Origin of the sequence: Streptomyces griseorubiginosus (assembly GCF_036345115.1) — a bacterium.
GTDB lineage: Bacteria > Actinomycetota > Actinomycetes > Streptomycetales > Streptomycetaceae > Streptomyces > Streptomyces griseorubiginosus_C.
Map to the genome: position 1 here is coordinate 266,928 of NZ_CP107766.1, position 21,813 is coordinate 288,740.

Consider the following 21,813-nt stretch of genomic DNA (forward strand, 5'->3'; position numbering starts at 1 on the left):
CACCGGGCCGGGCATTGTCGTCCCCTCGCCCGGTCGGTCATAGTTCCTGACCAAGATTGTTTTTGAGGGGATTTCCTGGGAGTTCCATTGGGTCGTCCAGAACGTCCGGTCGATCCAGCCGCCGGCCCGGTGCAGCTGTTCGCCCACGAACTGCGCCTGCTGCGGCAGAAGGCGGGCAGTCCCTCCTACCGCGCGATGGCCCACCGTGCGGGCCTGTCGGTCTCCGCGCTCTCCCGCGCCGCCGCGGGTGACCGGCTGCCCTCGGCCGCAGTGGTCCGCGCCTACGTCGAGGCCTGCGACGGGGACCCGGACCTGTGGGAAGCGCGCCGCAGCGCCGCCGCCGAGGAGGCCGCGGAGACGCAGGAAGCATCCCCCACCGGGCCCGACGGTGACGCCACCTCGCCGTACCGCGGACTCGCCCGCTTCGAACCCGGCGACCGCGAGCTCTTCTTCGGACGGGAGCGGCTCGTCACCGAGCTGCTCGACCTCGTGTGCGAGCGGCGGTTCGCCGCCGTGTTCGGCGCGTCCGGCAGCGGCAAGTCGTCGCTGCTGCGGGCGGGACTCATCCCCGCCGTCCAGGAGGCCGCCGGCCAGCGTGGTCGCCCCGCGGTCGTCAGGATCCTCACGCCCGGTGAGCGGCCCGCCGCCACCTACGGCCATCTGCTGGCGCCCGGGGACGGCGACCCCGACAGCTGGCTGATCGTCGACCAGTTCGAGGAGGTCTTCACGCTCTGCCGGGACCGCGCCGAGCGCAGCCGCTTCATCGACCTGCTGCTGTCGGCCAGGGAGCCGGACTCCCGGCTGCACGTGGTGATCGCCATGCGGGCCGACTTCTACGGCCAGTGCGCCGACCACCCCGGACTCGCCGACGTGCTGCGCCACTGCGGACTGCTCATCGGGCCGATGTCCGCGGCCGAGCTGCGGGAGGCGGTCACCGGGCCCGCCGCCGTCGCCGGGCTCGTCGTCGAACGCGAGCTGACCGCCCGGATCGTCGAGGAGGTCGTCGACCGGCCCGGCGCGCTGCCCATGCTCTCTCACGCCCTGCTGGAGACCTGGCGGCGCCGGCGCGGCCGTATCCTCACCCTCGCCGCCTACGAGGCGGCCGGCGGTGTCCAGGGCGCGATCGCCGCGACCGCCGAGCGCACGTACGGAGCACTGTCACCCGGCCAGGCGGACATCGCGCAAAGACTGCTGCTGCGGTTGATCCAGCCCGGCGAGGGCGCACCCGACACCCGGCGCTCGGTCACCCGCGCGGAACTCGACGACTGGGGTGACCCCGAACTCCCCGCGGTCGTCGAGCGGCTGGCCGCAGCCCGGCTGCTCGCCCTCGACGGCGACACGGTGGAACTCGGCCACGAGGCGCTCATCAGCAGCTGGCCGCGGCTCGGCCGGTGGATCGACGAGAACCGGGGGCGGCTGATCGCCCATCGGCGCCTCGGCGAGGACGTACGGGCCTGGCTGGATCTCGGACATGACGGCGGGGCGCTGTACCGGGGGGTGCGGCTGGAGCGGGCGGTGGAGCTGTTCGGGACGCCGGACACCGCATGGGATCCCGTCCTCACCGCTCCCGAACGCGACTTCCTGACCGCTGCCCTGCGGGCCCGCGACGACGAGCGGCACGCGGTGAGCCGTACCCGGCGAAGAACCCGGCGACTGATCACCGCCGCCGCGGCGCTGCTCGCGCTCGCGCTGGTGATCGGGCTGGTCGCCTGGCAGCAGCACGACACCGAGGTGCGGGACGAGCGGGCGGCGGCCGCCCAACGGGTCGCCGAGGTGGCCGACAGCATGCGCACCACCGATCCCCGCACCGCCAGACTGCTGGGCCTGGCCGCCTGGCGCATCGCCGCGCTCCCCGAGAGCCGGGCGGCACTGCTCGCCGCGCCGGCCCAGCCGGAGCGCGACGCGTTCACCGATCCCGGGCCCGGTGGCGGCAGCGCCGAAAGGTTCCTCGTCCGCTCGGGGCAGGTCCTGCTGAGCGTCAGCGGCCGCACCTGGCGCACCTGGAACACCGTCACCCACCGGGCGATCGCCTCCGGCCGACTGCCCTTCGCCGACCCGAGCATCGAGGCGGCGAGCCGCGACGGGAAGGTCCTGGCCCTCGACGACGAGCGGGGCGTACGGCTGTGGAACCTGGCGACCGGGCGGTGGGTGGGAACGGCGGCCAATGACGCGGATGCGGACATGGGCTCGGGTGCGGGTACGGAGAGTGGTGCGGGTGCCGACATGCACTCGGGTGCGGAGAGCGACGCGGGTGCGGGTACGGAGAGCGACGCGGGTGCGGGTACGGAGATCGCCACCTTCGACGCCGCCGCCGATTCCTACCTGCTCAGCTCCGTCGACGAACCGCGCGTCGAACTGCGCGCCCTCACGGACGGCCGCCCGCTGTTCCGGGCGTCGGCGGGATCCGAGACGAACGTGGCCACCACGGCGGACGGCCGCCTGGTCGCCGTCTGCCCCACCCACGGCGCCGTCCAGATCCACGACACGACCAACGGCCGTACGCTGTCCGGCGGTTGGACGAAGAACGCGGGTTCGGGCAGCTGCGGCGACGACACCTCCCGTCTCGTGTTCGACTCCGGCGGACACCGGCTGGCGGTGGTCTCCGGCGCGGACGTGCGGGTCTGGGACATCGCCTCCGGCCGGGAGGCCGCCGGCTTCGACGCCCCGGACTCCGAGTCGGTCGCGTTCAGCGCGGACGGCGCCTTCCTCGCCGCCGCCGGCCCGGCACAGCTGACCGTCTGGCGCCTGTCCGCACCCGACACGCCCGTCTTCCGCCACTCCCTGGACGGCCGCCGCATTCAGGGCGACCTCGCCTGGGACCCGGGCGGATCCGCACTGCGGTACCTCGAAGGGGGTACGGTCCACACCCTCGACCTGGGTCCGGCCGTCACCGCCACTTGGCGGGACACCGCACTGGCCGGCGCGCTGCTCAGCCCCGACGGCCGTGCGCTCGCCACCGCCGAACAGCGGCACGGCGGTTACGACTTCCGGCTCCTGGACCCCGCCACCGGCCGTACCCTGCGCACCCTGCCCGCCGCCGAGTTCCCCGTGGCCGCCGACGGCGCCGGGCCGGTGACGACCGCCGACGCCCAGCCGCTGATGGCGTTCGGCACGGACGGCACGACCCTCGCCTACGGCCTCTCCGCGCTGGGCCGCGGTACGTCGGCGCAGCCGCTGACGCTGTGGGACGTCCGCCACGCCCGGGTACGGACGACGCTGGACCTCGGGGCCCCCGCCGCGCCGTCCGCCGCCGTCGAGGAACTCGCCGTGGGCCCCGGCGGACGCCGCCTCGTGGCCGTCCGGGACACCTCGGCCGGCACGACGGACGCCGAGGTGTGGGACACCGCGGGCCGACGCAAAGCCACCCACCTCGGAGACCTCAACATCACGGCCCTCGCACTGCGCCCGGATGGCGACCTGCTCGTCGGCGGTGACCGGGTCGCCGCTCCGCCCACGGGCCGCAGCACCTCCCGGACCTTGGGGCTCGGGCAGGAGACGGAGGCGGTGGCGTTCAGCGCGGACGGTTCCCGGGTGGCGGTGGGTGACGCGTCCGGCCGGGTCGCCCTGTGGGACGGCGACCTCGACCACCGGCTCGGTGTCCTGCCCAACACCTTCCCGGACCCCGTCGGCGGCGGCGCCCCGGAAGCCGTGACCGCGCTCGCCTTCAGCCCCGACGGCGCCACCCTCGCCGTCGCGGGAGACTCCGGAACCCTCCAGCTCTGGGACACCGCGAACCGGCAGCCCCTCGGAAGCGGCCTCACCACACCCGGCGAGACCATCAACTCCCTGGCCTTCACGACGGACGGCACGTCCCTCTACGCCAGCAGCCCCCATGTCCCCCTCCAGCGCTACCGAGTGACGCCCGCCTACGCCGCCGCCTGGATCTGCGCCCACACCGACACGACACTCACGGCCGCCGAATGGCACACGTACATCCCCGATGCGCCCTACCGGGATGTGTGCCCGGGCAAGGATTGAGACCAGGCCCGCACGAGCAGTGCCCTGCACGCCCCCGCTCCGTACTCCCATCCCCCAGCCCAGAAGTCCGACCAGTCCCAGCTGCCTGGCCTGGGTGATGTCGGCGCAACTGCCGACCCGTGCCGGGCCGGCACCACAACCACCCGCTGCGGAGGCTCTCACTGCCCCTTCGCCGGTGTCCGGGCCAGAGCGGGCCGTGCGCCGCTGCGGTAGGTGGAGATGCCCAGTGCCAGCAGCCAGTAGCTGAAGATCGCCCCCATCAGGGCGGTGGTGCCCCAGCCGTTGGCCGCGTAGAAGTGCGCGGGAGTGTTCCCGAAGAAGAGGGACGGCACGAAGGCGAGGTTGATCCCCGCCAGGACGTAGGCCGATCGGCCGGTCCAGCGCGGCAGCAGATTCGTACGCGAGACCACAAAGCCCACTGCGGTCAGGAACAGCGCCAGCATCAGGCGGGAAATGGACCCGTAGAGGATGTAGGTGCCACTGACCTCGATGGTCGGATCGATCGTGTGGTCTGCGGCGATGACCGCTCCGGCTTCCAGACCGCTGGAGACCAGTGTGATCGTCGCGTAGACCAGACCCGCGGCGAAGGCCATCGAGGCGGCCCACTCGTACGCCGGGTTCGCCTTCTTGACCAGTTCCCGCAGGGCCGTCACGAACACGACCAGGCAGGCGAGGGCGACGATTCCGATCAGCAGCCTGCTCAACACGTTCCAGTCCGGTGGCGGCCCCGAGTAGACGAAATACAACGGCACTTCGATGATGAAGGCGACTGCGGCGGCGATGCCCGCGACGCCGGTCAGGCGCCGCGCGAAGATTTCAGTCATGGGTACCCCGTCTCGATGCGTGCGCTGGAATGCGCGTCGGCCCATTGCCGACGGTGTGAATCCTGCCGCTCACGGTGGTCACCGTCGCTGGGCCTGAACACCGAAACGGGGGTGTCCCCAACACCACCGTCGCGTGGACAGTTTTGACGCCGCCTGGCCGAACCATCGTGGCATCGAGGCGAAGAAGACTATCCGCAAGGGCATGCGAAAGATCCCGTACGGCCCCCACCTCATCGACGGACGCCTCGTCGGAACCGGCCTGTCACTCACACCGGCGACAGCATGATCTGAAGCTCAGAAGCAGCAGTCCGCCCCGTGGACGCAAGGCGGGGTGCCGCCGTGTTCATGCTTCAAGGCCCGGAATGAGTGGACCGAGCAGGCCAAGTGCATCAGTGCGTAAGGCTTCGTCCTTGTCGCGTCAGCGACTGTTTTGAGCATGCCTGGTATCTAGCAGAAGGGGGTGTCGTCGCAGATCCAACTCTGCCCGGCGGGATAGCTGTCGGATATCTCGGACGAGTCCGCCAGTCGGCGTCAACGTGGATGTTCTGGAATCAGGGCTTCCCGCTCGAGTGAATTCCCTGGATGCCGAGCTGCGGAATCTATCAACTGCCTATGCTCCAGCTGCAGATCGAGAACTTGGTGGCCGGTTCCGGGGTTCCGGGGCTGAACAGATGTCCGCCTCGATCGGTCCGGTCCGATGTGTCTACTGTCTCAGCTGGAGTGGTCAGCGGAGGGGCCGACAGCACTGTCCGTGCCGTAGAAGCGGCCCTGCTCGCACAGTGCGTCGATCTCGGCGTTGTCTTCTTCGCTCAGTTGTGCCTCCAGCGCGACGCTGATGACGCGTCGGGCGTGAGCCAATCGCCGAGCGACATCCCAGTCCGCGATGAACTTGCCGACGGTGTACTCGTCGACGGCTCCGGATGCCTGTCGGGATCCGAGCCGGTCGAGGGAAACGACGAACTCGTTCAGGTCTTGCAGTACTGCGACGACGTCATTGAGGGGCATGCGGATCTCTCGGGAGGACATGTCCATCAGCCGATCGACTCCAGGGGTGATGCTCGGGCTCAGGTCCTGACTTTGCTGGTCGGGGCTAATCCGAGAATGGGTGAGGCCACCGGTGATCATCGGTGTGCGAAGACAGAAGATCCTCGTCCTCCGCATGGGTGCGGCGATGTTCATCGTTGCCAATCACGGCGTCTACCGCAGTCGATAATACTGGTCATGCCAGATCGCAGTCCGGTGCCGCGGATCATCAACTCGGCGGCTCGGCACTCTCTGAAGCCGCTCGGTCTCATCCAGCGGGGGCGGTCGCGGCTGTGGATCGATGATCACGGATGGTGGCTCGGGATTGTGGAGTTCACCCCGCCTCGGCTTGCCGGCAGTGGTCTGTACGTCGGTGCCATGTGGCTGTGGCACGACGTGGACCACCTGGCCTTCCATTTGGACGCAGGCAGGGTCGGTTCCGAGCTGTTTCGCAGCGAGGACCAGTTCACTCGGCTGGCATTCAACCTCGGTCAGCAGGCGGCTGCGAACGTGACCGCGTTGCGGGACAGGTTCCCGGCTCTGTCGGATGTAGCCCGGTACCTGACGTCCAGGCCGGTGCGGCGGGGATTCCTCTGGGACAGCTTCGACTCTGGTATCGCAGCCGGACTGGTTGGAGACTCAGACACGGCCCGCCATTACTTCGAGCATGTCCTTTGTGAGGACGCACTGGCCCCGTGGATGGTCGATGCGCAGGAGAAGGCTCGTGACCTCCATGCGATCGCGGCAGATCGCGACGCTGTGATCGCCTGGGTCACTCGGGCCGTCGACTCATGCCGGAGCAAGCTGGGTCTAGGTCATGGGCCGCTTGCGATCAGCTGATAAGAGCCGGTGTGTTCATCGAGGACGCGGCGCGGCTCAACGCACTCAACGCGTCCTGACCACGACCGGTCGAATGAGCTTCACGGGTTCGTCGTGCGACGAGTCAGCGGTGTCCGGTTCCGTGAGCCGAGTGAAAGCGACGCTGGCCAGGTACCACCGGCCACCGACCAGCGCCAGCCTGTAGTACGGATCCGAGGGGTCGACATCACTCACGGACGGATCGACGCCGCACAAGACGTCCACACCGAGTCGCTCTCCCATGTGCTCCGCGACACGGAGGTCAGGGTACGGCCCGAGTCCGGAGTCGTACCCGCCGACCACGTCCAAGGAAAGCGGCCACCTCGGGTCTTCGTTGTCCACCAGGCGTATCCACAGGTCCCCTGTGTTGTCCGGAACATCGGCATCGTCCGGCTGGACCACCAGCTGCAGGCCCGTCGGGATCAAGTCCTCGAAGACGTCGACCACGTGGTCAACGGTCAGCGACCGAGACACGGTGATACTGAACATGACCGTCATTCAACATCAGGATGCGGCAAACCCGGACCACGTCATGCCGAGGTTCCCAACCACCAACGGCTGACCCACGGAACGCCTCCATGACCTTCGGCGTCGGTGTCGGGCGGACGAGACGGAAAAAGTGAGGCCGGCAGGGCAGTCGATCGCGTGTCCGCGCCCGTCTTTACGGAGGAACGAGGGAGGGCGCATTGAACGCCGACGAGGAACGCCAGTTCCGCGAGTTCGTGACGGCGCGGTCGAGATCGCTGCTGCACACGGCCTACCTGCTGACCGGGGACTGGGAACAGGGCCGGGACCTGCTCCAGACCGCGCTTGCCTCCACAGCCAGACGCTGGTCCAAGCTCCGCAACCGGGAACAGCCGGAAATCTATGTGCGCCGCGCGCTCTACCACGCCCAGGTGGACCGCTTCCGGCTGCTCAGCTGGGGGCGGGAGACGGTCACGGACTCCTTGCCGGACCGACCCTCCGCACAGGGCGCCGCGTTGGCCGACACCGTCGTGCAGCGGCAGGACATCATGGCCGCGCTGCGGCGGCTGCCCAAGCGTCAGCGTGCGGTGATCGTGCTGCGCTACTTCGAGGACCGGCCGGACCAGGAGATCGCCGCGATCCTGGGCGTCGCCCCGGGCACGGTCCGCAGCCAGACCCACAAAGCCCTCGCCACTCTCAGAAGCGCCCTGGGCGAAACAGGGCAGTCCGCCTCCTCCACCGCCTCCGGAAGGGGCGTGACCGCATGAACGACTCGACCGAGAACCTGCTGCACGAAACGTTGCTGCACGACACCCTGCACACCCATGTCCGGGAGCACGACGGTGACGCCGGCCCCCATCTTGTCGGCCTGGCCGACGGCGCGTTGCGGGTCGCCCGGCGGCGGCAGCGGCTGGCGCGTGCGGGTGCCGGGGTCGCTCTCGCCGCGGCGGTCGCCACGGCCTGGGTGGCTGTCGCGGACGACGGGCCGCCGCGTGCGCACGTGGTGCAGCCCGCCGAAGGAAGCGACACCCCGAAGGCGGCCACGGTCTCCCTCCTGCCGGTCACCTCGTCGACGGAGCAGGCCTGCACCCAGGCCGACGGCGGCTACGCCGTGGGCGCCACTGCGAACCATCCGGCGATGTGCATCCACGCCAACCCGGCCGGCGGCATGAGCAACGTCCGCGTCTCCTCCGCGAAGGCCCAGAAGGGCGACATCGACGGCAGCTGGCAGGTGGAAGTGACTCTCACGCCCACCGACCGGACCCGTTTCGCCGCGTTCACCGGCTCCCTCGTCTCGGCCCCGCCCCCGCGCAACGAGTTCGCCATCGTCGTCGACGGCAAACTCCGGGGCGCCCCCGCCGTGGCCGCCTCGCTCACGGGCGGCCGCTTCCTGATCGTCGGTGTCTACTCCGGTGACCTCACCAGCGCCCAGGCCCACGACCTCGCCCAGCGGCTGGATCCCGCCAGGTAAGTGGACAACTCCTGCCGTGGTCAGGGCAGTTCGAGACGCCGCTTCGCGCAACAGGTCGTCAGGAGGGGACGCGGGCACTGTCGGACACCGGACAGAGCCAGCCGCCGCCAGCTGTTGCGGCCATGGCTCTGCCGGTGCATCAACCGAGGACTCTCGCGGTGAAGGTGGCCAGTTCGGCGCGCAGCGTTTCTCGGGAGACGCCCTCGTGCCCGGCGAGGTGTTCGACGAGGTCGGCTCGAGTGGCGGCGAGGAGGGCGTGGGCGGTGAAGGCGGGGTCCTGGAGGCCGGGGATCCTGCGCAGGGTGGTTTCCAGCAGGGCGTGCCAGTGTCCGTAGTGCTCCGCCCGGTACGGGCTGTCGTCCCCGGTGCCCTCGAGGGCCAGGACGAGGTGGCGGTTGTCGAGCTTGAAGCACAGCAGGGTGTCGAGAAGGGCGAACACCCGCTCCGGCGCGGGGGTTTCGGGCCCGAGCGGCGGCGGCCCCGATTCCACGGCCTGCCGCACCGGTTCGAGCCGGGCCTCGTACAGCGCGCGGATCAGCCCGGTGCGGTCGCCGAAGGCACGGAAGAGCGACGCCTTGCCGACTCCGGCCGCGGTCGCGACGTCGGCCATCGTGACGGCTTCCGCGCTCCCGTCGTCGGTGAAGAGCGCGTCGGCGGCCGCGAGGAGGGCCGCCCGATTCCGGACGGCGTCCTTGCGTGGGGTGCGCTCGGTCATGCGGTGGGGTTCCTTCCGACTACGAAGCGGACTCGGGGTCCGGATCCATTTGCAAAGCGGACCCTGGGTCCGTATCGTTCCGGTCAGTTGAAACGGACCTCGGGTCCGTATCGTACGACAGGACGGACATCCCCATGCCCACGACCACCACCTCACCGGCGGACCTGTACCGCCACAGCCTGCGTCTGCTGCTCGACAAGGACATCCCCGGCTGGGTCGACCTGTGGGCCGAGGACGGCATCATGGAGTTTCCCTTCGCGCCGCCCGGTCGGCCCCGTCGGCTGGAGGGCAAGCAGGCCGTCGCCGCGTACATGCGCCCCTACCCCGACCACATCGACCTGCACGAATTCCCCGAAGTGCGGATCCATGAGACGACCGACCCCGAGACGATCGTGGTGGAGATGCGGGGTGTGGGCCGCGTGGTCGCGACGGACGGCCCCTTCGAGATGACGTACGTCGCCGTGGTGACCGTACGGGACGGGCTCATCGTGTCCTACCGGGACTACTGGGACCCGCTGGCCGCCCTCGCCCTCGACGGCACCGGCCTCGGGGAGAGCGACCGATGACCGGCACCACCCTCGTCACGGGCGCCACCGGCACCACCGGCAGCCGCGTCACCGCACAGCTCACCGCCGCCGGTCACCGCGTCAGGGCCGCGAGCCGCCGCGGCACTCCCGTCCCCGGGGCGGAACCGGTCCGCTTCGACTGGTACGACCCCGCCACCCACGCCGACGCCCTCGCCGGAGTCGACCGTGTCTACCTCGTGCCGCCCGTGGGCGACCCGGACCCGCAAGCGGTCATGCTCCCCTTCCTCCGGCAGGCCCGTGCGGCCGGTGTCGGCCGTGCGGTGCTGCTCGGTTCGTCGGCCGTCCCCGAGGGTGGTCCGGCGGCCGGGGTGGTTTACCGGGAGTTGCCGGGCCTCTTCGACGCGTGGGCGGTCCTACGGCCGTCCTGGTTCATGCAGAACTTCACCGGCTCGCATATGCACGCGCTCGGCATCCGCGACACCGGCACCATCCAGACGGCGGCCGGGAAGGGTCGGGTCGGCTTCGTCGACGCCGAGGACATCGCCGCCGTCGCCGTGCACGCCCTGACCGACGCCCGCTCCCCCGACTCCGACCTGGTCCTCACCGGGCCACAGGCGCTCAGTCACGACGACGTCGCCGCGATCGTCACCGAGGTCACCGGCCGCCCCGTCGCCCACCGCCACCTGACCCACGAGCAGCTCTGCGACCGCCTCGCGCCGCTGGTGGGGCGGGAGTTCGCCGAGTTGCTGGCCGGCATGGACCTCGCCATCGCCGAGGGCTCCGAGGACCGCACGACCGACGTGGTCCGGCGCGTGACCGGGCGACCACCGCACGACTTCCGTACGGTGGTCGCCCGGGAGTTGGCGGACCTGGGCTGAAGTCCGGTCGCGTTGGCATGATGGATCCGGTGCCCGAGGGGCCGACACGGGGAATGACAAGACCAGTGCGTCGGTTCAGAACTGGATGGTCTGGTCGGGTCGGGGAGGAGCTCGAGATGAGCGCGGACGGTGTGGAGTCGACCAGGGACCGCAGCGTGCGCGGGCAGTTTCCGGAGATCCCCGAGCATCGACGCATCGCGGTCGAGCGGTTCCTCGCCGAGCGACCAGAGCTCGTGCCGTACGCCGGCAACCTCTTGCGGCGGGCAGACATCGCGCCGCTCGCGGTCGAGATGTTGCTGAAGTTCGAGGAGTTCGAGGCGGAGGAGCGGGTACGGCGCGAAACCGTTCTGGAGGCCCCTAGGCCTGTCCGTACCGGTGAGCCAGATGCATGGCTTAAGCACGTCGGCGCCCTGTCAGCCGACCAACTGCAACGCCTCGCCGCCGAACTGGACGGCTACGCCTAAGGCGTGCCGCAATGGCCGGCGGAACACCCGTGGAACACCCGTACGCCTGTTCAGTCGAGGACCGCGGTGGCCTCGATCTCGACCAGATGGGCCGGGACATCCAATGCCGCGACGCCTATCAGCGTGGCCGGCGCCGTGGTGATGCCGAGTTTCGCGGTGGCCCGGGAGACCCCTTCCAAGAGCGGGGACATCTTGTCGGGGGTCCAGTCGACGACGTAGAAGGTCAGCTTCGCCACGTCGTCGAAGGAGCCGCCGGCCTCGGCCAGGGCGGTGCCGACGTTGAGATAGCTCTGCTCGACCTGGGCGGCCAGGTCGCCTTCGCCGATCGTGACTCCCTCGGCGTCCCAGGCGACCTGCCCGGCGACGAAGACCAGCCTCGACCCTGAGGCGATCGACACCTGCTGATAGACGTCGATCTTGGGCAATCCGCTGGGGTTCACAAAGGTGATGGCCATGCTGCCTTGTCTCCTGGTTCTGAGCGTCTGTGGCACGCGTTCGCTTGCGGCGACCAAGACACTCACTCTCTTGTGGTTACTCAGAAACCGTAAGAGAGTGAAGGCTGACATGGAAGAACGCACTTTTCAGTGACTGGAGAACCTTATGGTGACCACGCAGCTCACAGGCTCGCCCGAGGATGCGGACCTGGCGCGTGCGGACTCCTTGGCGCGGGAGATCTTCTCCGACATCGCCAACAAGTGGGCGTTTCTCATCGTCGAGGGTCTCGGTGACCGCACCCTGCGCTTCAGTGAGCTGCGGAACGAGATCGAGGGCATCAGCCACAAGATGCTCACCCAGAACCTGCGCATGCTGGAACGCAACGGCCTGGTCGAGCGCACCGTGTACCCCACTGTCCCGCCCCGGGTCGAGTACACCCTCACTGAAGCGGGTCAAGGGCTGCGTGCGACGGTCGACGGGATGTGCGGCTGGACCCACCAGTACTTCGCGCACATCGAGGCCGCCCGTCGCCGCTTCGACACCTGACGGGCGCCGCGGTCGCCGCCGCGGGCCGACCGGCTGGAAGGGCTCGGAGTCTCCCGGAGCGCGTATGTGCGCGTAGCCGTAGCCGAACAGCTCACAGCCCCCGGTCGTCGAAGGCGCACAGGGCGATGTCGTCCACCATCACGCCGTACGGCGATGCCGTCACGGCGTCACCCCGTCTCCCGCGTAGAGGTAACCGCCGGGGTTGGCGGGGTCCGCGATCAGCAGTACCTGATCACCGACGCGGGGGATGCGCAGCTTCGACACGATGGTCTGGAGCGCGACCGGGTCCGCAGTGGCCCCGGCCGGCCGCACGACCAGGTCGACGACCGGGTCGTAGTTGACCATCTTGCCGGTGTCGCTGATCGACACGACGGTGGCGGGTGTCGTCGGTGCGCCCGCCGCGAGCAACTGCCCGACAGCGGCGACGGAGTTGTACGCGCCCATCGTCTGCTGGAGCCGGGCGTAGTCCTGGCCACCCAGCGCCGCCCGCGTCATACGGCCGTAGAAACCCTTGCCGTCCGCCACCTGCTCCGCGATCTTGGCGGCCTTCTCCTCACGGCTCTTGCCCTTGCCGAAGATTCCCACGATGTGCCTGCCCTTCCGGTCCGTTGTGCCTGGTGGTGTGGACGTTAGAGGGCAGGCAGCGCCTACCGATCCCAGGTTCGACCGCCATTCGCCCAGGACGTACGCTCTGCCCATGCCGTCCCCGAGCCAGCCGACGACCGGCGAGCGCCGTCCGCGTGCCATGGTCATCGACAGGGCTTGGCGCGCCGTCGGTCCGGGGATCCGGGCACTGAGCGGGCCCGGTGGCGCACCGCTGACCCGGACGGTCAAGCTGATCTTGCTGCCGCTGATCGTCCGGCCCGCGCTGCGTCCGGAACTCGCGGCCGACTTCCTCTCCGCGCGGGAGGCGGAGCAACTCGACGCCCTGATACGAGAGTCCGGTGCGGCGCTGGAGGCCACCGCACGGTGGTTCACGCTGCTGAAGAAGACCCGCCGGGCCCTGGGGATCGTGGCGGGCAACCCTCAAGACCTGTATTTCCAGCGGTGCTTCGAGCTGGCGACCGAGCACGGAGCGCCGGGGCCGGGCGCGGACGCTCTGGCGCGGGCGGTACTCGAAGAGGTCTCGGACGCCTCCGGCGGACGGACCGTGGAGGCACTGCGAAAGCATCTGTCAGATGCCGCCCGGCGCGCCCGGCTAGATACGGAACTGGCAGCGGCGTGGGACCGACGCGAGCAGGTCCCGTGCGCCCCCGATACGGGCCTGGCGGCCGAGGTTCTGGAGGCCTGCGGTACGGCGGGGACTGATTCGTCGGCCTTCGCAGCGATGGTCCGGGCCAGGCACGGCAGCCGACTCGGCCAAGCCCTGTGGACGGCACACCCGACCGATGTCTGGGACCGCGCCGACGTCCCCCCGCACCTCGGCCTGACCGCGCACCGCGTGCCCCCACGCCCCGAGGTGGGCCGGAGCGCCTCGACCGCCACGCTCCCCGCGCCGTTCGACCGCTCGCTCTTCGAACGGCTCTTCACCGTGCTCCAGGCGTCGGCGCACCGCGAGAGTCTGCCGACCGTGCCGGAGCTCGTCCGGCGGGAGGTCGACCGCAGCTGCGCCCCGCTGGGTCTGCACGACGAGAGCCTGCGCGTCGCCGTCGTGCTCGGCGGCAGGCTCGCGGTGGGCCTCGATCCGCTGGGCTCGGGGACATCCGTGGCGGGGTCGACCGCGGCACATCGCATCGTCAACAGCCGCTGGCAACGGGAGGCTTCGGTCCTCCGAGCCCGCAGGATGACCGTCTCCCCCGCCCCGGACCCGGAAGGCGGTGTGCTGGCCGCCCTCGCCCAGGACCTGCGCACTCCCTGGGCCGCCTACATGCGGCGTCTTTGGGTACGGCTGCACGGGCGCGACGTCCGCGACGCGCCACTGCCCGACGCCGCATCGGCATGGGGCGTGCTCGACGGGGTCGTCCGCTCGGTGATGATGGACCACCGCGCACGCGTCCGTACGGCCCTGCGCACCCTGTCGGCGACCGCTGAGCCCGCCGCCGCACCGAGGAGCGCGTGATGTCCGAGCGGCGCCGTACCGTCATACGAGCCGAGGACGGCACCGTAAGCATCACGGGCCCCTCCGCCGGTCCCGCCTTCACCCAGGCCGTTCTCGACGTCGCGGGTGCGGTCCTGACCTGGCCCGTTCTCGGCCCAACGGGTCTGCCGACAGCGGAGATTCACGATGTGGGGCAGGCCCAGCAGTGGTTGTGGGCGGTCTACGGCGAACACACTGCGGCCGCTGTCGACGCCCTGGCGCCGGGCACCCCGGCCGCCGAGCTGGCCCCGCCCGAGCGGCCGACCGCGCTCGCCGAGAATGCCGCCCGTCTCGCCCTCGGGCACTGGGCGTCCCGCTGGTGGCCGGCTTCGTACCTGGACGGGATTCCCTCGCTCGAACCGGGCCTGCTGGGGCTGGAGTTGGCCGCGCTGACCCACGAATGCCAGCAACTGCTCGACGAGTCGGGCGAGTCGGAGGGAATCGAGCTGCTGGAGGAACACCTGGACGCCCTCGACCCGCTGATCCGTTGGCGGCGATCGCTGGACCCCCCGCACCAGCTGGACCACATGCTTCGGCTGATCGACGACGCGGCCGACAACGCCGGGCTCGACGGGGAGGCACTGAGGCGGCTTCGGTCGGCCCTGGAACAGGACCACCACACGCCGACGGCCACGCCGCTCGACGTGTCCGAACTCTTCGTACGGCAGCGGGCGTTCGCCCTCGCCGCAGGTGGTCTCCGCACCGCGACCGACCGCGTGATCGCCCGCGGTTCGGGTACCAACGACTGGTGCCGCTTTCCTCCCGGCTTCGTCGACGCGTCGGAGAACGCCGTGTCCTGGACCGCGTACGCGCCGGGCGCCGGGCGCCGGATCGAGATCGAGGTCGTCGCCGACATCGCGGCCCCCGCTGCCGGCGTACATCTCGCGGCGGAGGTCCACGTGGACGGCGGTCCGCCGAGCCGCGTCCCCCTGTCCAGACAGGACGACGTGTGGATCGGCGGGTCGGACCTGGACCTCTCCTCTTCGACGACTCCGAGGATCGAAGTCGGCATCCTGCTGCCGGGGTTCGATCCCGGACCGGGGGCGGACGACCGTGCGGTACGTGAGGCGGTGCGTGCCCTGGCCCGGCGCAGGCTCAGCGTCGCGGCGACACCGCACGACAGGACGGCTTCACACCCGGCCCCGTTCCTCGCCGAGATCGCGGCTGCCGCTGCCATGGAGGAGGACTTCTGAGCCATGCCGGAAGAACCGGAAGAGCCAGGCGAACGGGAAGACGCAGCGCAACAGGAGGAGCAGTCGCCGGGTCTCAGCTACGGCGAGCCCTTCGACAGCGGCTTCGCCCTCGCTGAACGCCATCAACTCACCCCGGATCTCCCGGCAGCCCTGGACGTCTACGGCGAACTCCTCGCCCTGGCGGACTCGTTCGAGGACTCCGCCGACGTACGACTCCTGCGCGGGCACCTGTTGTCCGACATCGGGTCGGTTCAGCTCGCGGCCACGGATCTGCCCGGTGCGGCCCTGTCCATCGGCCGGTCCCTCGACCTCGTGCGCGGTATCGCCTCCGTACCGATGGGGCCGAACGGCCGCCAACTCTGGCTGGAGGTTCTCCTGAAGACCCTGCTGGCCAGAGTCGAACTCCTGCGGAGAAGCGGGCAGTTGGACGAGGCGCGGGAGACACTCGACGAGGCGATGACGCTCTTGTCGGAGTTCGACGATCCCGAGGGACTTCGTGCCGCCGAGATCGGCCTGAGCCGGGTGCATCTGCTGATGGACCGCAGTGCCTGGGGTGCCGCCGAGGAACTGGCTTCAGCGCTGCTCGCAGACGCGCCGCTCGCCGAGCCGTATCTGCTGGACTGCCTGGGGGTCATCTGCGCCTCGACCGTGCGGTTCGAGCAGGCGGAGGACTACTTCACCCGAGCGGAGGAGGCCAGTCTGACGCTCGGTCACCACGCGGTGCGCCAACAGGTGCTCTCGCACCGGGCCTACGCGGCGCTGCGGGCCGGCCACCTCGACCGTGCCGAGGAGTTGTACGCGGAGGCCGCCGAGATCTTCGAACGGCAGGGCCGGAGCGAGGACTTGGCGGTCTGCGAACAGGCCCGTGCCGCCATCGCCGCCCACCGCGGGGACGCGGCCGGCGCTGCCGCTCTGACGGCGTCCAGCCTCGCCCGCTTCCAGCAGGTCGGTGCCGCGATCGCCGCCGCCGACACCATGCTGATGGGCGCCCGGCACGCGTACGAGAGGGGCGACATCGACGAGATGAAGCGCCTCGCACAGGCCGCGCGGGACGTGTACCAGGGGCGCGGGGTGTACGAGCGGTGCGCCCAGGTGGACCTGATGCTCGCGCGAACCCTCGAGGACAACCTCAACCGGACCGACCACGGCGTCCACGAAGGCACCTCGATCGCCAACGCGCTCTCTCTCGCCCTCCCCGCCGCCCTGACGCTGGAAGCGGCCCGCTACGACTTCGCCACCGCTCACGCCCGCAACCAGTGGCTGCAACTGGCCGACGAGGCCATGCAGTTGGTCTTCCGCCTGGCCCTCCGCAGCAACGACCAGGGGCTGATCTTCGAACTGGTGGAACACAGGTGCGCGGGCGCCTCGCTGTCGCTGAGCCGCACGTCCACCACCGACCGGGCGGCGGCAGTCTTCCCGGACGCCGCCATGAAGACGTACGCCCCCGATGACGACGCTCCCCTGGCGCTGGGCGGCATCGCGGGCGAGGCCGCCGCCTCCGTAGGTCTGCGGGTCGCGCCGCCTCCGAGGATCGTGATGTCGGCGGAGGCGGGCGGCCGTACCGCCCTCCAGGAGTACGTGCAGGCAGCCGAGTTCCGCTATCACCGGCGGATCGTGAGCCAGGATGAGGTGCCGTTCTGTCCGCCGACGCTCTGACCGATCCGAACCGTCCGGTGGTCCAGGTCCGCCTCGCCGACGCCGGCGACCTGCACATGACCTGGACGTGGACCCGTGGAGCCCAGGGCTTCGGCACCGGGTACGCCCCGGGGCCGGACGTGGACGAGGCCGTGCGCGCGCTGGCGGCACACCTGCCGGGCGCCGGCTCGGAAGGCATGCGGAGGGCGTTCGAGTCGGGCGCGCTGGCCACGTACGAGGACGAGCGCCGACTCTCCCGCATGCTGGCCGAAGTGCTGTGGCCACAGGGCCTGACCGACCAGATCCGCCAGGTGTCCGCCCACCTGGGCCGCCCCCTCATGCGGCTCCAGCCGTCACCACGGGTCGCCCAGGTGCCGTGGGAGCTGCTCGCCGTGGACGGCGACGACAGTGACGTGCGGCTGCTCGACCTGGTGGACATCGCCACCACGGCACCGGCATCGCTACGACGGCCGGGCACCACCCCGACCGATCAGGACGGGGACCCGGACTCGGACGCCGTGGTGCTCGTCCTGGACCCCCGGGTCCCCGGCTTCCGCGCCGACTCCCCCTTCGGCTCGGTCCTGGGGCAGCCCGGCTCGGACCCGGCGCTGCTGTCCCTCGTACAGCGCAGGCTCGACGAGGGCACCGTCGTACCGCCCGTCGCCGCCCCTGCCGAGGCCTTTCGCCGCACCGACCTCGACCGCGACTGGCTGGGCGAGGCGCTGCGTAGGGGTGCCAAGCGCCTGATGTACGTCGGTCACGTCAGCGGCGCCCCCGTCGAGGGCGGGCAGAGCGAGGACGTCACCCTCCACCTGTGCTGCGGCCCGCAGACGAAGGGGATGACCGAACCGGTGCGCACCCACCGCCCGTTGTCCGCGAAGGACCTTCTCCTGGGCACGCTGCCGCTGGACGCGGACGGCGTGCCGGGTGCGCAACTCTGGCCCGCACCACCGCGCGTCGCGCTGATCGCCTGCGAGAGCGGCGGCGACCTCCGCTTCGCCGAGTCCTTCGGCCTGGCCACCGCGATGATCCACAACGGTGCCCGTTTGGTCACCGCCACCCGCTGGGTGCTCCCCACCAGCTTCGCCTTCCACCGCCTGGCGGGCCTGCCGGAATCCGTACGCCCCCTCACGCAGGCCGTCGTCGCCGTGGACGCGGCTCACGAGGCTCTCGATCCGGTCCGTCACCTCGGCGGCTGGCAGCGACAGCAACTCGATCAGTGGCGCGCCGACGGCCTGATCGAGCACTCACCGTTCCTCTGGGCGGCCCTGACCTGCATCGTCAGGTGAAAGGCCATGGGTGGTGGAGGCAGTAACCGCCCACTCCGATCGCGACGATCCCGGCGATCAGCAGCGTGGCGATGAACCGGATGTTCCACAAGCGCTCGCGGCGTTCGTGGTCGGGGTCGGCGGTGAGGAGGGACGGGTCGGCGGGCGCGTACCGGAGAGGGATGGCACGGCCGAGGGACTTCGCGACCTCCGGGATGCCCTGCGTGCACAGGGCGGTGACCTCGACGCCCTCGTGGGTGGTGAAGGTGACGACGGAGGCATGGCTGACGCTCTCGCCGCCTTCGCCGTCGGAGTGGACGTCGCTGGTGACGGCGATCACTCGCCCCTGGACGGTTACGCCCTCCGCCAGTTGCGCGGCGCGGGCGCGGACGTACTCTCCGTCCCGGCTCAGTGCGACGACGGCAAGCAGCAGGCCACCGACGCAGATCAGCCCCCACTGCCACCCCCACACGAAGAACGACTGGACGACCAGCCCCAACACCAGCAGGAGCACCATGCAGTTGGGCCCGCCGGCCCCGGAAGTCCGCCCCTCGCTGTCCAGCATGAGAGAGAACCGCTCCGGCCGCCGCCGCGGAAAGCGGACCGGGAACTCCTGTCCCACCCAGGCCACCAGCACCCGGTCGCCCCGCTTGTTCTCGTGCCGCAGCCTGAACTCCCGTCCGGTGCCGGGGTCCTGATACGCGATCGTCACCGGTATCCCGTGATTCCCCGACTCACCGTGTCCCGGCGGATGCACCTCCACGACCCGAGCCGTCACCCACACCGCACGCTGCGGCCGCGTCAGCCCGGCCAGCGAACACGCGTAACCCACCACCGCCAGCCCAGCGGGCACCGTCCACCACAGCCCGAGGATCTTCTGCAGGTCCATGCGGCGAGGCTCTCGCTGCTGGGGCTCCTACCGATCCCAGGTTCGGGTCGGCCGATGATCTTTTTCAATACGGCAGATCGAGGCAAGGAATCAGGTCATCACCGCACCGACACTCCTGGAACCCGATCTGGTCGGGAGCGGGCGTCCGGGGCCGCTCGCACGAGGCAGTGCGTACCGGCTGGACGATGCCGGCCTCCTCGACGTGCTCTACCGGCGGACCGCCGAGATCAGTCCCCCGGGCCGCTCCTCGCGCTGCGGCGGGGTGTTGACGGGGCGGCCGTAGGCGGCAGCGCGCTCGCGGAGGGTGTGGCTGGAGGCGGCCCAGCCGTGTCCGGCGAGCCAGCCGACCGGGTCGTCGGGCATCTCCGAGACCCACAGGGACGCCGCCGATCCGGGCGCGGCGTCCGCGGCGAAGCGCTCGATCACGCCGCGCGAGCCCAAAGTCAGCCCCATCCGACTCCCCGCCGCAGACTGCGCGCTGATCCGGGCCAGCAGCAGTTCCACCGCCTCCTCCGGCAGATAGATCAGCAGCCCTTCGGCGATCCATACGGTCGGCGCGGCCGGATCGTGCCCTGCGGCGGCCAGTGCGCCCGGCCAGTCGTCCCGCAGATCCACCGCGACGGTGATCCGCTCGCAGCGTGCGACGGCCTGCTCCTGTCGCAGCACCGAAGCCTTGAAGTCCAGTGGGGCGGCGGTGTCGACCTCGAACAGCCGGGTGCCCTCGGGCCAGTCCATCCGGAAGGCCCGACTGTCCATGCCGGCGCCGAGCAGCACGACCTGCCGGATCCCGGACGCGGAGGCCTGCGTCAACAGGTCGTCGAGGAACTTCGTCCTGATGACGATGGAGAACGCCACGGCCAGTCGGCGGCGCCGCGCGGCCTCGTCATCGGGCAGCGGCGGCGAGGAGGGCCACAGGCCGCCGGCGGCGGCGAAGGCCCGTGCCAAGGGGTCGCGGAACAGGGCGTTCTCCCGCTCGCTCTCCAGCGCCCGCACTCGGGCCACCCCCACCGCTGTGGCCCACACTCCCGACGGCTGCACCCACTCCGGCTCATCAGTCACCGCGCCAGCCTAGGTGAACGGTTCCAGGGGCCTGATGAGTGGAGCTGGGGCCGCATCGCAGCAGGGAATGTTCGCCCTGTGACCGTCGGCCTGCATGGATCGCGCACCCGATAATCGAGCACATGACGAATGGCATGCCCCTGCCCGGGACGACAACGCGCCCCGGGCCGCCTCACCTGGTCGGTCTGACCGAGCCGGCCGACCGTCCCGGCAATGTGACCGAGAACTTCTGGGCAGGGCTGCTGGAGGTCGGCTGGGCGGCACGGCTGCGCTCCGAGGACGGCCGGACTCGATGGCAACTGCGCTACCACGGGGAGCTGTTCGACGGACTGATCGTCGGCGACGACCTGCCCGCGCTGGTGTACGCGGTCGCCGAGTCGGGGCAGCGCGTTCTGCTGTTCGACGGCGCGGTGCACGGCTATGACGCGATGTTCTGTGAGAGCTGGGACGAGGACAGGGTGCGTACGCGCCGTGCCGACCAGGTGTACGTCGATGCCGATGGCGAGGACACCTTCGAGCTGGTGGTCTGGGTCGGTTACAACATCGACTTGGCGCAAGAGCGGCAGTCCTTCGCGGACGCTGACGATCCCGACCTGGTCACGCTCGTCGACGGTCGTCGTATCCCGCTCGAGGTGGCCCGGCATGCCGCCTTCGACGCCGTCTCGATCACCGCCACGAACGCACGGGGCCGGGCCACCGATGTCCTGTCGGAGGAACTGGCCTGACGGTGCCCGCAGCAGGCAAGCGGGGCTGCCCTCGGGAATGTGACGTGCCGTTGAGGACGCGGGCCCGCGCGGGCTCAGGCGTTGGCAGCCGCGGCCAGGAGACGGGCGAGTTCTACCGGCTTGGTGAACATCGGCCAGTGGCCCGAGTCGATGTCGGCGTAGTCCAGGTGCTTGGTACGGGTCAACTCGGGCACGTCACCGGCGTCGATCCAGTCCTGCGCCTGGGCGGGGGTGAATTCGGGGCACACCAGCAGCACCGGGACGTCGAACCGGCTCTCGTCCGTCAGCCGAATCCTGCCCTTGGCGACCTGTTCGGGCACGGGAATCGCCGTAGAGGCAATGCGGCTGCGTGTCTCTTCGTCGAGGTCGGCGGAATCCGGTCCTTCCAACGGTCCCCAGCCGGGAAAGGGCATCACACCGTCCCTCGTCTCGAAGAAGTCGGCGTACGGCTGCCCCTCGCCCGACGGGAACCCTCCGACGAGGGCTACCTTGGCCACCCGCTCCGGCCGTGCGTCGGCGGCAAGCCATGCCAGGGTGCAGGCAGCGGAGTGCCCGACCACCATGGGCCTGTCCGGCGCCGCGTCCACGGCGGCGAGCACCGCTGCCACCTGGTCCTGCAGGGTCGCGGACTCGGCTCCATCCCCCTGACCGGGCAGGGTGAGCGCCACCGGACGGTGGCCGAGCTGTTCGAGCGCGGGCACGACGTCGTCCCAGGCGGATCCGTCGAGCCACAGGCCGGCGATGAGCAGGATGTCCATGGATCAGTTCCCTTTCCAGTGGAAA

22 protein-coding genes are annotated in these 21,813 nt (G+C 70.4%); 13 read left to right on the plus strand and 9 right to left on the minus strand.

Annotation, left to right across the window (positions count from 1 at the left end):
- Window positions 1–87 precede the first annotated feature (87 nt).
- Window positions 88–3,978, plus strand: a complete 3,891-nt coding sequence (locus OHN19_RS01245; protein ID WP_330262270.1) for a hypothetical protein — start codon at window positions 88–90, stop codon at window positions 3,976–3,978.
- A gap of 158 nt (window positions 3,979–4,136) precedes the next feature.
- Here the strand turns inward: OHN19_RS01245 and OHN19_RS01250 are convergent, their stop codons facing one another.
- Together OHN19_RS01250 and OHN19_RS01255 are read right to left on the minus strand one after the other, a co-directional pair.
- A complete protein-coding gene (locus OHN19_RS01250; RefSeq protein ID WP_330262271.1) occupies window positions 4,137–4,802 on the minus strand; it encodes a hypothetical protein in 666 nt (221 codons plus the stop codon).
- A 711-nt stretch (window positions 4,803–5,513) separates the two neighbouring features.
- Complete coding sequence (locus OHN19_RS01255; RefSeq protein WP_330262272.1) at window positions 5,514–5,981, minus strand: hypothetical protein; 468 nt, start codon at window positions 5,979–5,981, stop codon at window positions 5,514–5,516.
- 42 nt (window positions 5,982–6,023) lie between these two features.
- Between OHN19_RS01255 and OHN19_RS01260 the strand changes: the two genes are divergently transcribed.
- Complete coding sequence (locus OHN19_RS01260) at window positions 6,024–6,665, plus strand: hypothetical protein (protein ID WP_330262273.1); 642 nt, start codon at window positions 6,024–6,026, stop codon at window positions 6,663–6,665.
- 45 nt (window positions 6,666–6,710) lie between these two features.
- Here OHN19_RS01260 and OHN19_RS01265 read toward each other — a convergent pair whose 3' ends face one another.
- A complete protein-coding gene (locus OHN19_RS01265; RefSeq protein ID WP_330262274.1) occupies window positions 6,711–7,172 on the minus strand; it encodes a hypothetical protein in 462 nt (153 codons plus the stop codon).
- A 197-nt stretch (window positions 7,173–7,369) separates the two neighbouring features.
- Here OHN19_RS01265 and OHN19_RS01270 point away from each other — a divergent pair, with 197 nt between their 5' ends.
- Together OHN19_RS01270 and OHN19_RS01275 are read left to right on the plus strand one after the other, a co-directional pair.
- Window positions 7,370–7,915, plus strand: coding sequence for a SigE family RNA polymerase sigma factor (locus tag OHN19_RS01270; RefSeq protein WP_330262275.1), 546 nt, complete (start codon window positions 7,370–7,372; stop codon window positions 7,913–7,915).
- Window positions 7,912–8,619 (plus strand): SecDF P1 head subdomain-containing protein, encoded by a 708-nt coding sequence (locus OHN19_RS01275; RefSeq protein WP_330262276.1) that lies wholly within the window; start codon window positions 7,912–7,914, stop codon window positions 8,617–8,619. Before OHN19_RS01270 ends, OHN19_RS01275 begins: the two co-directional genes overlap by 4 nt.
- A gap of 139 nt (window positions 8,620–8,758) precedes the next feature.
- On the opposite strand, the gene OHN19_RS01280 is transcribed toward OHN19_RS01275, so the two are convergent.
- Complete coding sequence (locus OHN19_RS01280) at window positions 8,759–9,334, minus strand: TetR/AcrR family transcriptional regulator (protein ID WP_330262277.1); 576 nt, start codon at window positions 9,332–9,334, stop codon at window positions 8,759–8,761.
- Between the two features lie 134 nt (window positions 9,335–9,468).
- Between OHN19_RS01280 and OHN19_RS01285 the strand changes: the two genes are divergently transcribed.
- The 3 genes from OHN19_RS01285 (at window position 9,469) to OHN19_RS01295 (ending at window position 11,203) form a co-directional block, all read left to right on the plus strand.
- Window positions 9,469–9,900 carry a nuclear transport factor 2 family protein gene (locus tag OHN19_RS01285; protein WP_330262278.1) on the plus strand — a complete coding sequence of 144 codons (432 nt, stop codon included), beginning with the start codon at window positions 9,469–9,471 and terminating at the stop codon, window positions 9,898–9,900.
- Window positions 9,897–10,739 (plus strand): NAD(P)H-binding protein, encoded by an 843-nt coding sequence (locus tag OHN19_RS01290; protein ID WP_330262279.1) that lies wholly within the window; start codon window positions 9,897–9,899, stop codon window positions 10,737–10,739. The genes OHN19_RS01285 and OHN19_RS01290 overlap by 4 nt, the downstream gene beginning before the upstream one ends.
- Window positions 10,740–10,855: 116 nt before the next feature.
- Window positions 10,856–11,203 carry a hypothetical protein gene (locus OHN19_RS01295; RefSeq protein WP_330262280.1) on the plus strand — a complete coding sequence of 116 codons (348 nt, stop codon included), beginning with the start codon at window positions 10,856–10,858 and terminating at the stop codon, window positions 11,201–11,203.
- 50 nt (window positions 11,204–11,253) lie between these two features.
- On the opposite strand, the gene OHN19_RS01300 is transcribed toward OHN19_RS01295, so the two are convergent.
- Window positions 11,254–11,658 carry a RidA family protein gene (locus OHN19_RS01300; protein ID WP_330262281.1) on the minus strand — a complete coding sequence of 135 codons (405 nt, stop codon included), beginning with the start codon at window positions 11,656–11,658 and terminating at the stop codon, window positions 11,254–11,256.
- Window positions 11,659–11,803: 145 nt separating this feature from the next.
- Between OHN19_RS01300 and OHN19_RS01305 the strand changes: the two genes are divergently transcribed.
- Window positions 11,804–12,184: a helix-turn-helix domain-containing protein gene (locus tag OHN19_RS01305; RefSeq protein WP_330262282.1), complete on the plus strand. Its 381-nt coding sequence runs from the start codon at window positions 11,804–11,806 to the stop codon at window positions 12,182–12,184.
- A gap of 159 nt (window positions 12,185–12,343) precedes the next feature.
- On the opposite strand, the gene OHN19_RS01310 is transcribed toward OHN19_RS01305, so the two are convergent.
- Window positions 12,344–12,769 carry a hypothetical protein gene (locus OHN19_RS01310; protein ID WP_330262283.1) on the minus strand — a complete coding sequence of 142 codons (426 nt, stop codon included), beginning with the start codon at window positions 12,767–12,769 and terminating at the stop codon, window positions 12,344–12,346.
- 112 nt (window positions 12,770–12,881) lie between these two features.
- Between OHN19_RS01310 and OHN19_RS01315 the strand changes: the two genes are divergently transcribed.
- The 4 genes from OHN19_RS01315 to OHN19_RS01330 are packed head-to-tail and all read left to right on the plus strand — an operon-like array spanning window position 12,882 to window position 18,378.
- Window positions 12,882–14,243 (plus strand): hypothetical protein, encoded by a 1,362-nt coding sequence (locus OHN19_RS01315; protein ID WP_330262284.1) that lies wholly within the window; start codon window positions 12,882–12,884, stop codon window positions 14,241–14,243.
- Window positions 14,243–15,454 carry a hypothetical protein gene (locus OHN19_RS01320; protein ID WP_330262285.1) on the plus strand — a complete coding sequence of 404 codons (1,212 nt, stop codon included), beginning with the start codon at window positions 14,243–14,245 and terminating at the stop codon, window positions 15,452–15,454. The genes OHN19_RS01315 and OHN19_RS01320 overlap by 1 nt, the downstream gene beginning before the upstream one ends.
- 3 nt (window positions 15,455–15,457) lie before the next feature.
- A complete protein-coding gene (locus OHN19_RS01325) occupies window positions 15,458–17,110 on the plus strand; it encodes a hypothetical protein (protein WP_330262286.1) in 1,653 nt (550 codons plus the stop codon).
- 17 nt (window positions 17,111–17,127) lie between these two features.
- Window positions 17,128–18,378, plus strand: a complete 1,251-nt coding sequence (locus OHN19_RS01330; RefSeq protein WP_330262287.1) for a CHAT domain-containing protein — start codon at window positions 17,128–17,130, stop codon at window positions 18,376–18,378.
- Here the strand turns inward: OHN19_RS01330 and OHN19_RS01335 are convergent.
- Complete coding sequence (locus OHN19_RS01335) at window positions 18,371–19,246, minus strand: DUF3592 domain-containing protein (protein ID WP_330262288.1); 876 nt, start codon at window positions 19,244–19,246, stop codon at window positions 18,371–18,373. The genes OHN19_RS01330 and OHN19_RS01335 overlap by 8 nt on opposite strands.
- 207 nt (window positions 19,247–19,453) lie before the next feature.
- Window positions 19,454–20,269 (minus strand): class I SAM-dependent methyltransferase, encoded by an 816-nt coding sequence (locus tag OHN19_RS01340; RefSeq protein WP_330269504.1) that lies wholly within the window; start codon window positions 20,267–20,269, stop codon window positions 19,454–19,456.
- 158 nt (window positions 20,270–20,427) lie between these two features.
- Between OHN19_RS01340 and OHN19_RS01345 the strand changes: the two genes are divergently transcribed.
- A complete protein-coding gene (locus tag OHN19_RS01345) occupies window positions 20,428–21,030 on the plus strand; it encodes a hypothetical protein (RefSeq protein WP_330262289.1) in 603 nt (200 codons plus the stop codon).
- A gap of 74 nt (window positions 21,031–21,104) precedes the next feature.
- Here the strand turns inward: OHN19_RS01345 and OHN19_RS01350 are convergent, their stop codons facing one another.
- Window positions 21,105–21,788, minus strand: coding sequence for an alpha/beta fold hydrolase (locus tag OHN19_RS01350; RefSeq protein ID WP_330262290.1), 684 nt, complete (start codon window positions 21,786–21,788; stop codon window positions 21,105–21,107).
- Window positions 21,789–21,813 lie beyond the last annotated feature (25 nt).

Excerpts from the sequence above, each read along its gene's own strand:
- OHN19_RS01350 (WP_330262290.1), bottom strand. The coding sequence starts at position 21,788 with ATGGACATCCTGCTCATCGCCGGCCTGTGGCTCGACGGATCCGCCTGG.
- OHN19_RS01250 (WP_330262271.1), bottom strand. The coding sequence starts at position 4,802 with ATGACTGAAATCTTCGCGCGGCGCCTGACCGGCGTCGCGGGCATCGCC.
- OHN19_RS01265 (WP_330262274.1), bottom strand. The coding sequence starts at position 7,172 with ATGTTCAGTATCACCGTGTCTCGGTCGCTGACCGTTGACCACGTGGTC.
- OHN19_RS01255 (WP_330262272.1), bottom strand. The coding sequence starts at position 5,981 with ATGAACATCGCCGCACCCATGCGGAGGACGAGGATCTTCTGTCTTCGC.
- OHN19_RS01275 (WP_330262276.1), top strand. The coding sequence starts at position 7,912 with ATGAACGACTCGACCGAGAACCTGCTGCACGAAACGTTGCTGCACGAC.
- OHN19_RS01295 (WP_330262280.1), top strand. The coding sequence starts at position 10,856 with ATGAGCGCGGACGGTGTGGAGTCGACCAGGGACCGCAGCGTGCGCGGG.
- OHN19_RS01290 (WP_330262279.1), top strand. The coding sequence starts at position 9,897 with ATGACCGGCACCACCCTCGTCACGGGCGCCACCGGCACCACCGGCAGC.
- OHN19_RS01305 (WP_330262282.1), top strand. The coding sequence starts at position 11,804 with ATGGTGACCACGCAGCTCACAGGCTCGCCCGAGGATGCGGACCTGGCG.
- OHN19_RS01260 (WP_330262273.1), top strand. The coding sequence starts at position 6,024 with ATGCCAGATCGCAGTCCGGTGCCGCGGATCATCAACTCGGCGGCTCGG.
- OHN19_RS01300 (WP_330262281.1), bottom strand. The coding sequence starts at position 11,658 with ATGGCCATCACCTTTGTGAACCCCAGCGGATTGCCCAAGATCGACGTC.
- OHN19_RS01320 (WP_330262285.1), top strand. The coding sequence starts at position 14,243 with ATGTCCGAGCGGCGCCGTACCGTCATACGAGCCGAGGACGGCACCGTA.
- OHN19_RS01335 (WP_330262288.1), bottom strand. The coding sequence starts at position 19,246 with ATGGACCTGCAGAAGATCCTCGGGCTGTGGTGGACGGTGCCCGCTGGG.
- OHN19_RS01315 (WP_330262284.1), top strand. The coding sequence starts at position 12,882 with ATGCCGTCCCCGAGCCAGCCGACGACCGGCGAGCGCCGTCCGCGTGCC.
- OHN19_RS01280 (WP_330262277.1), bottom strand. The coding sequence starts at position 9,334 with ATGACCGAGCGCACCCCACGCAAGGACGCCGTCCGGAATCGGGCGGCC.
- OHN19_RS01325 (WP_330262286.1), top strand. The coding sequence starts at position 15,458 with ATGCCGGAAGAACCGGAAGAGCCAGGCGAACGGGAAGACGCAGCGCAA.
- OHN19_RS01345 (WP_330262289.1), top strand. The coding sequence starts at position 20,428 with ATGACGAATGGCATGCCCCTGCCCGGGACGACAACGCGCCCCGGGCCG.
- OHN19_RS01285 (WP_330262278.1), top strand. The coding sequence starts at position 9,469 with ATGCCCACGACCACCACCTCACCGGCGGACCTGTACCGCCACAGCCTG.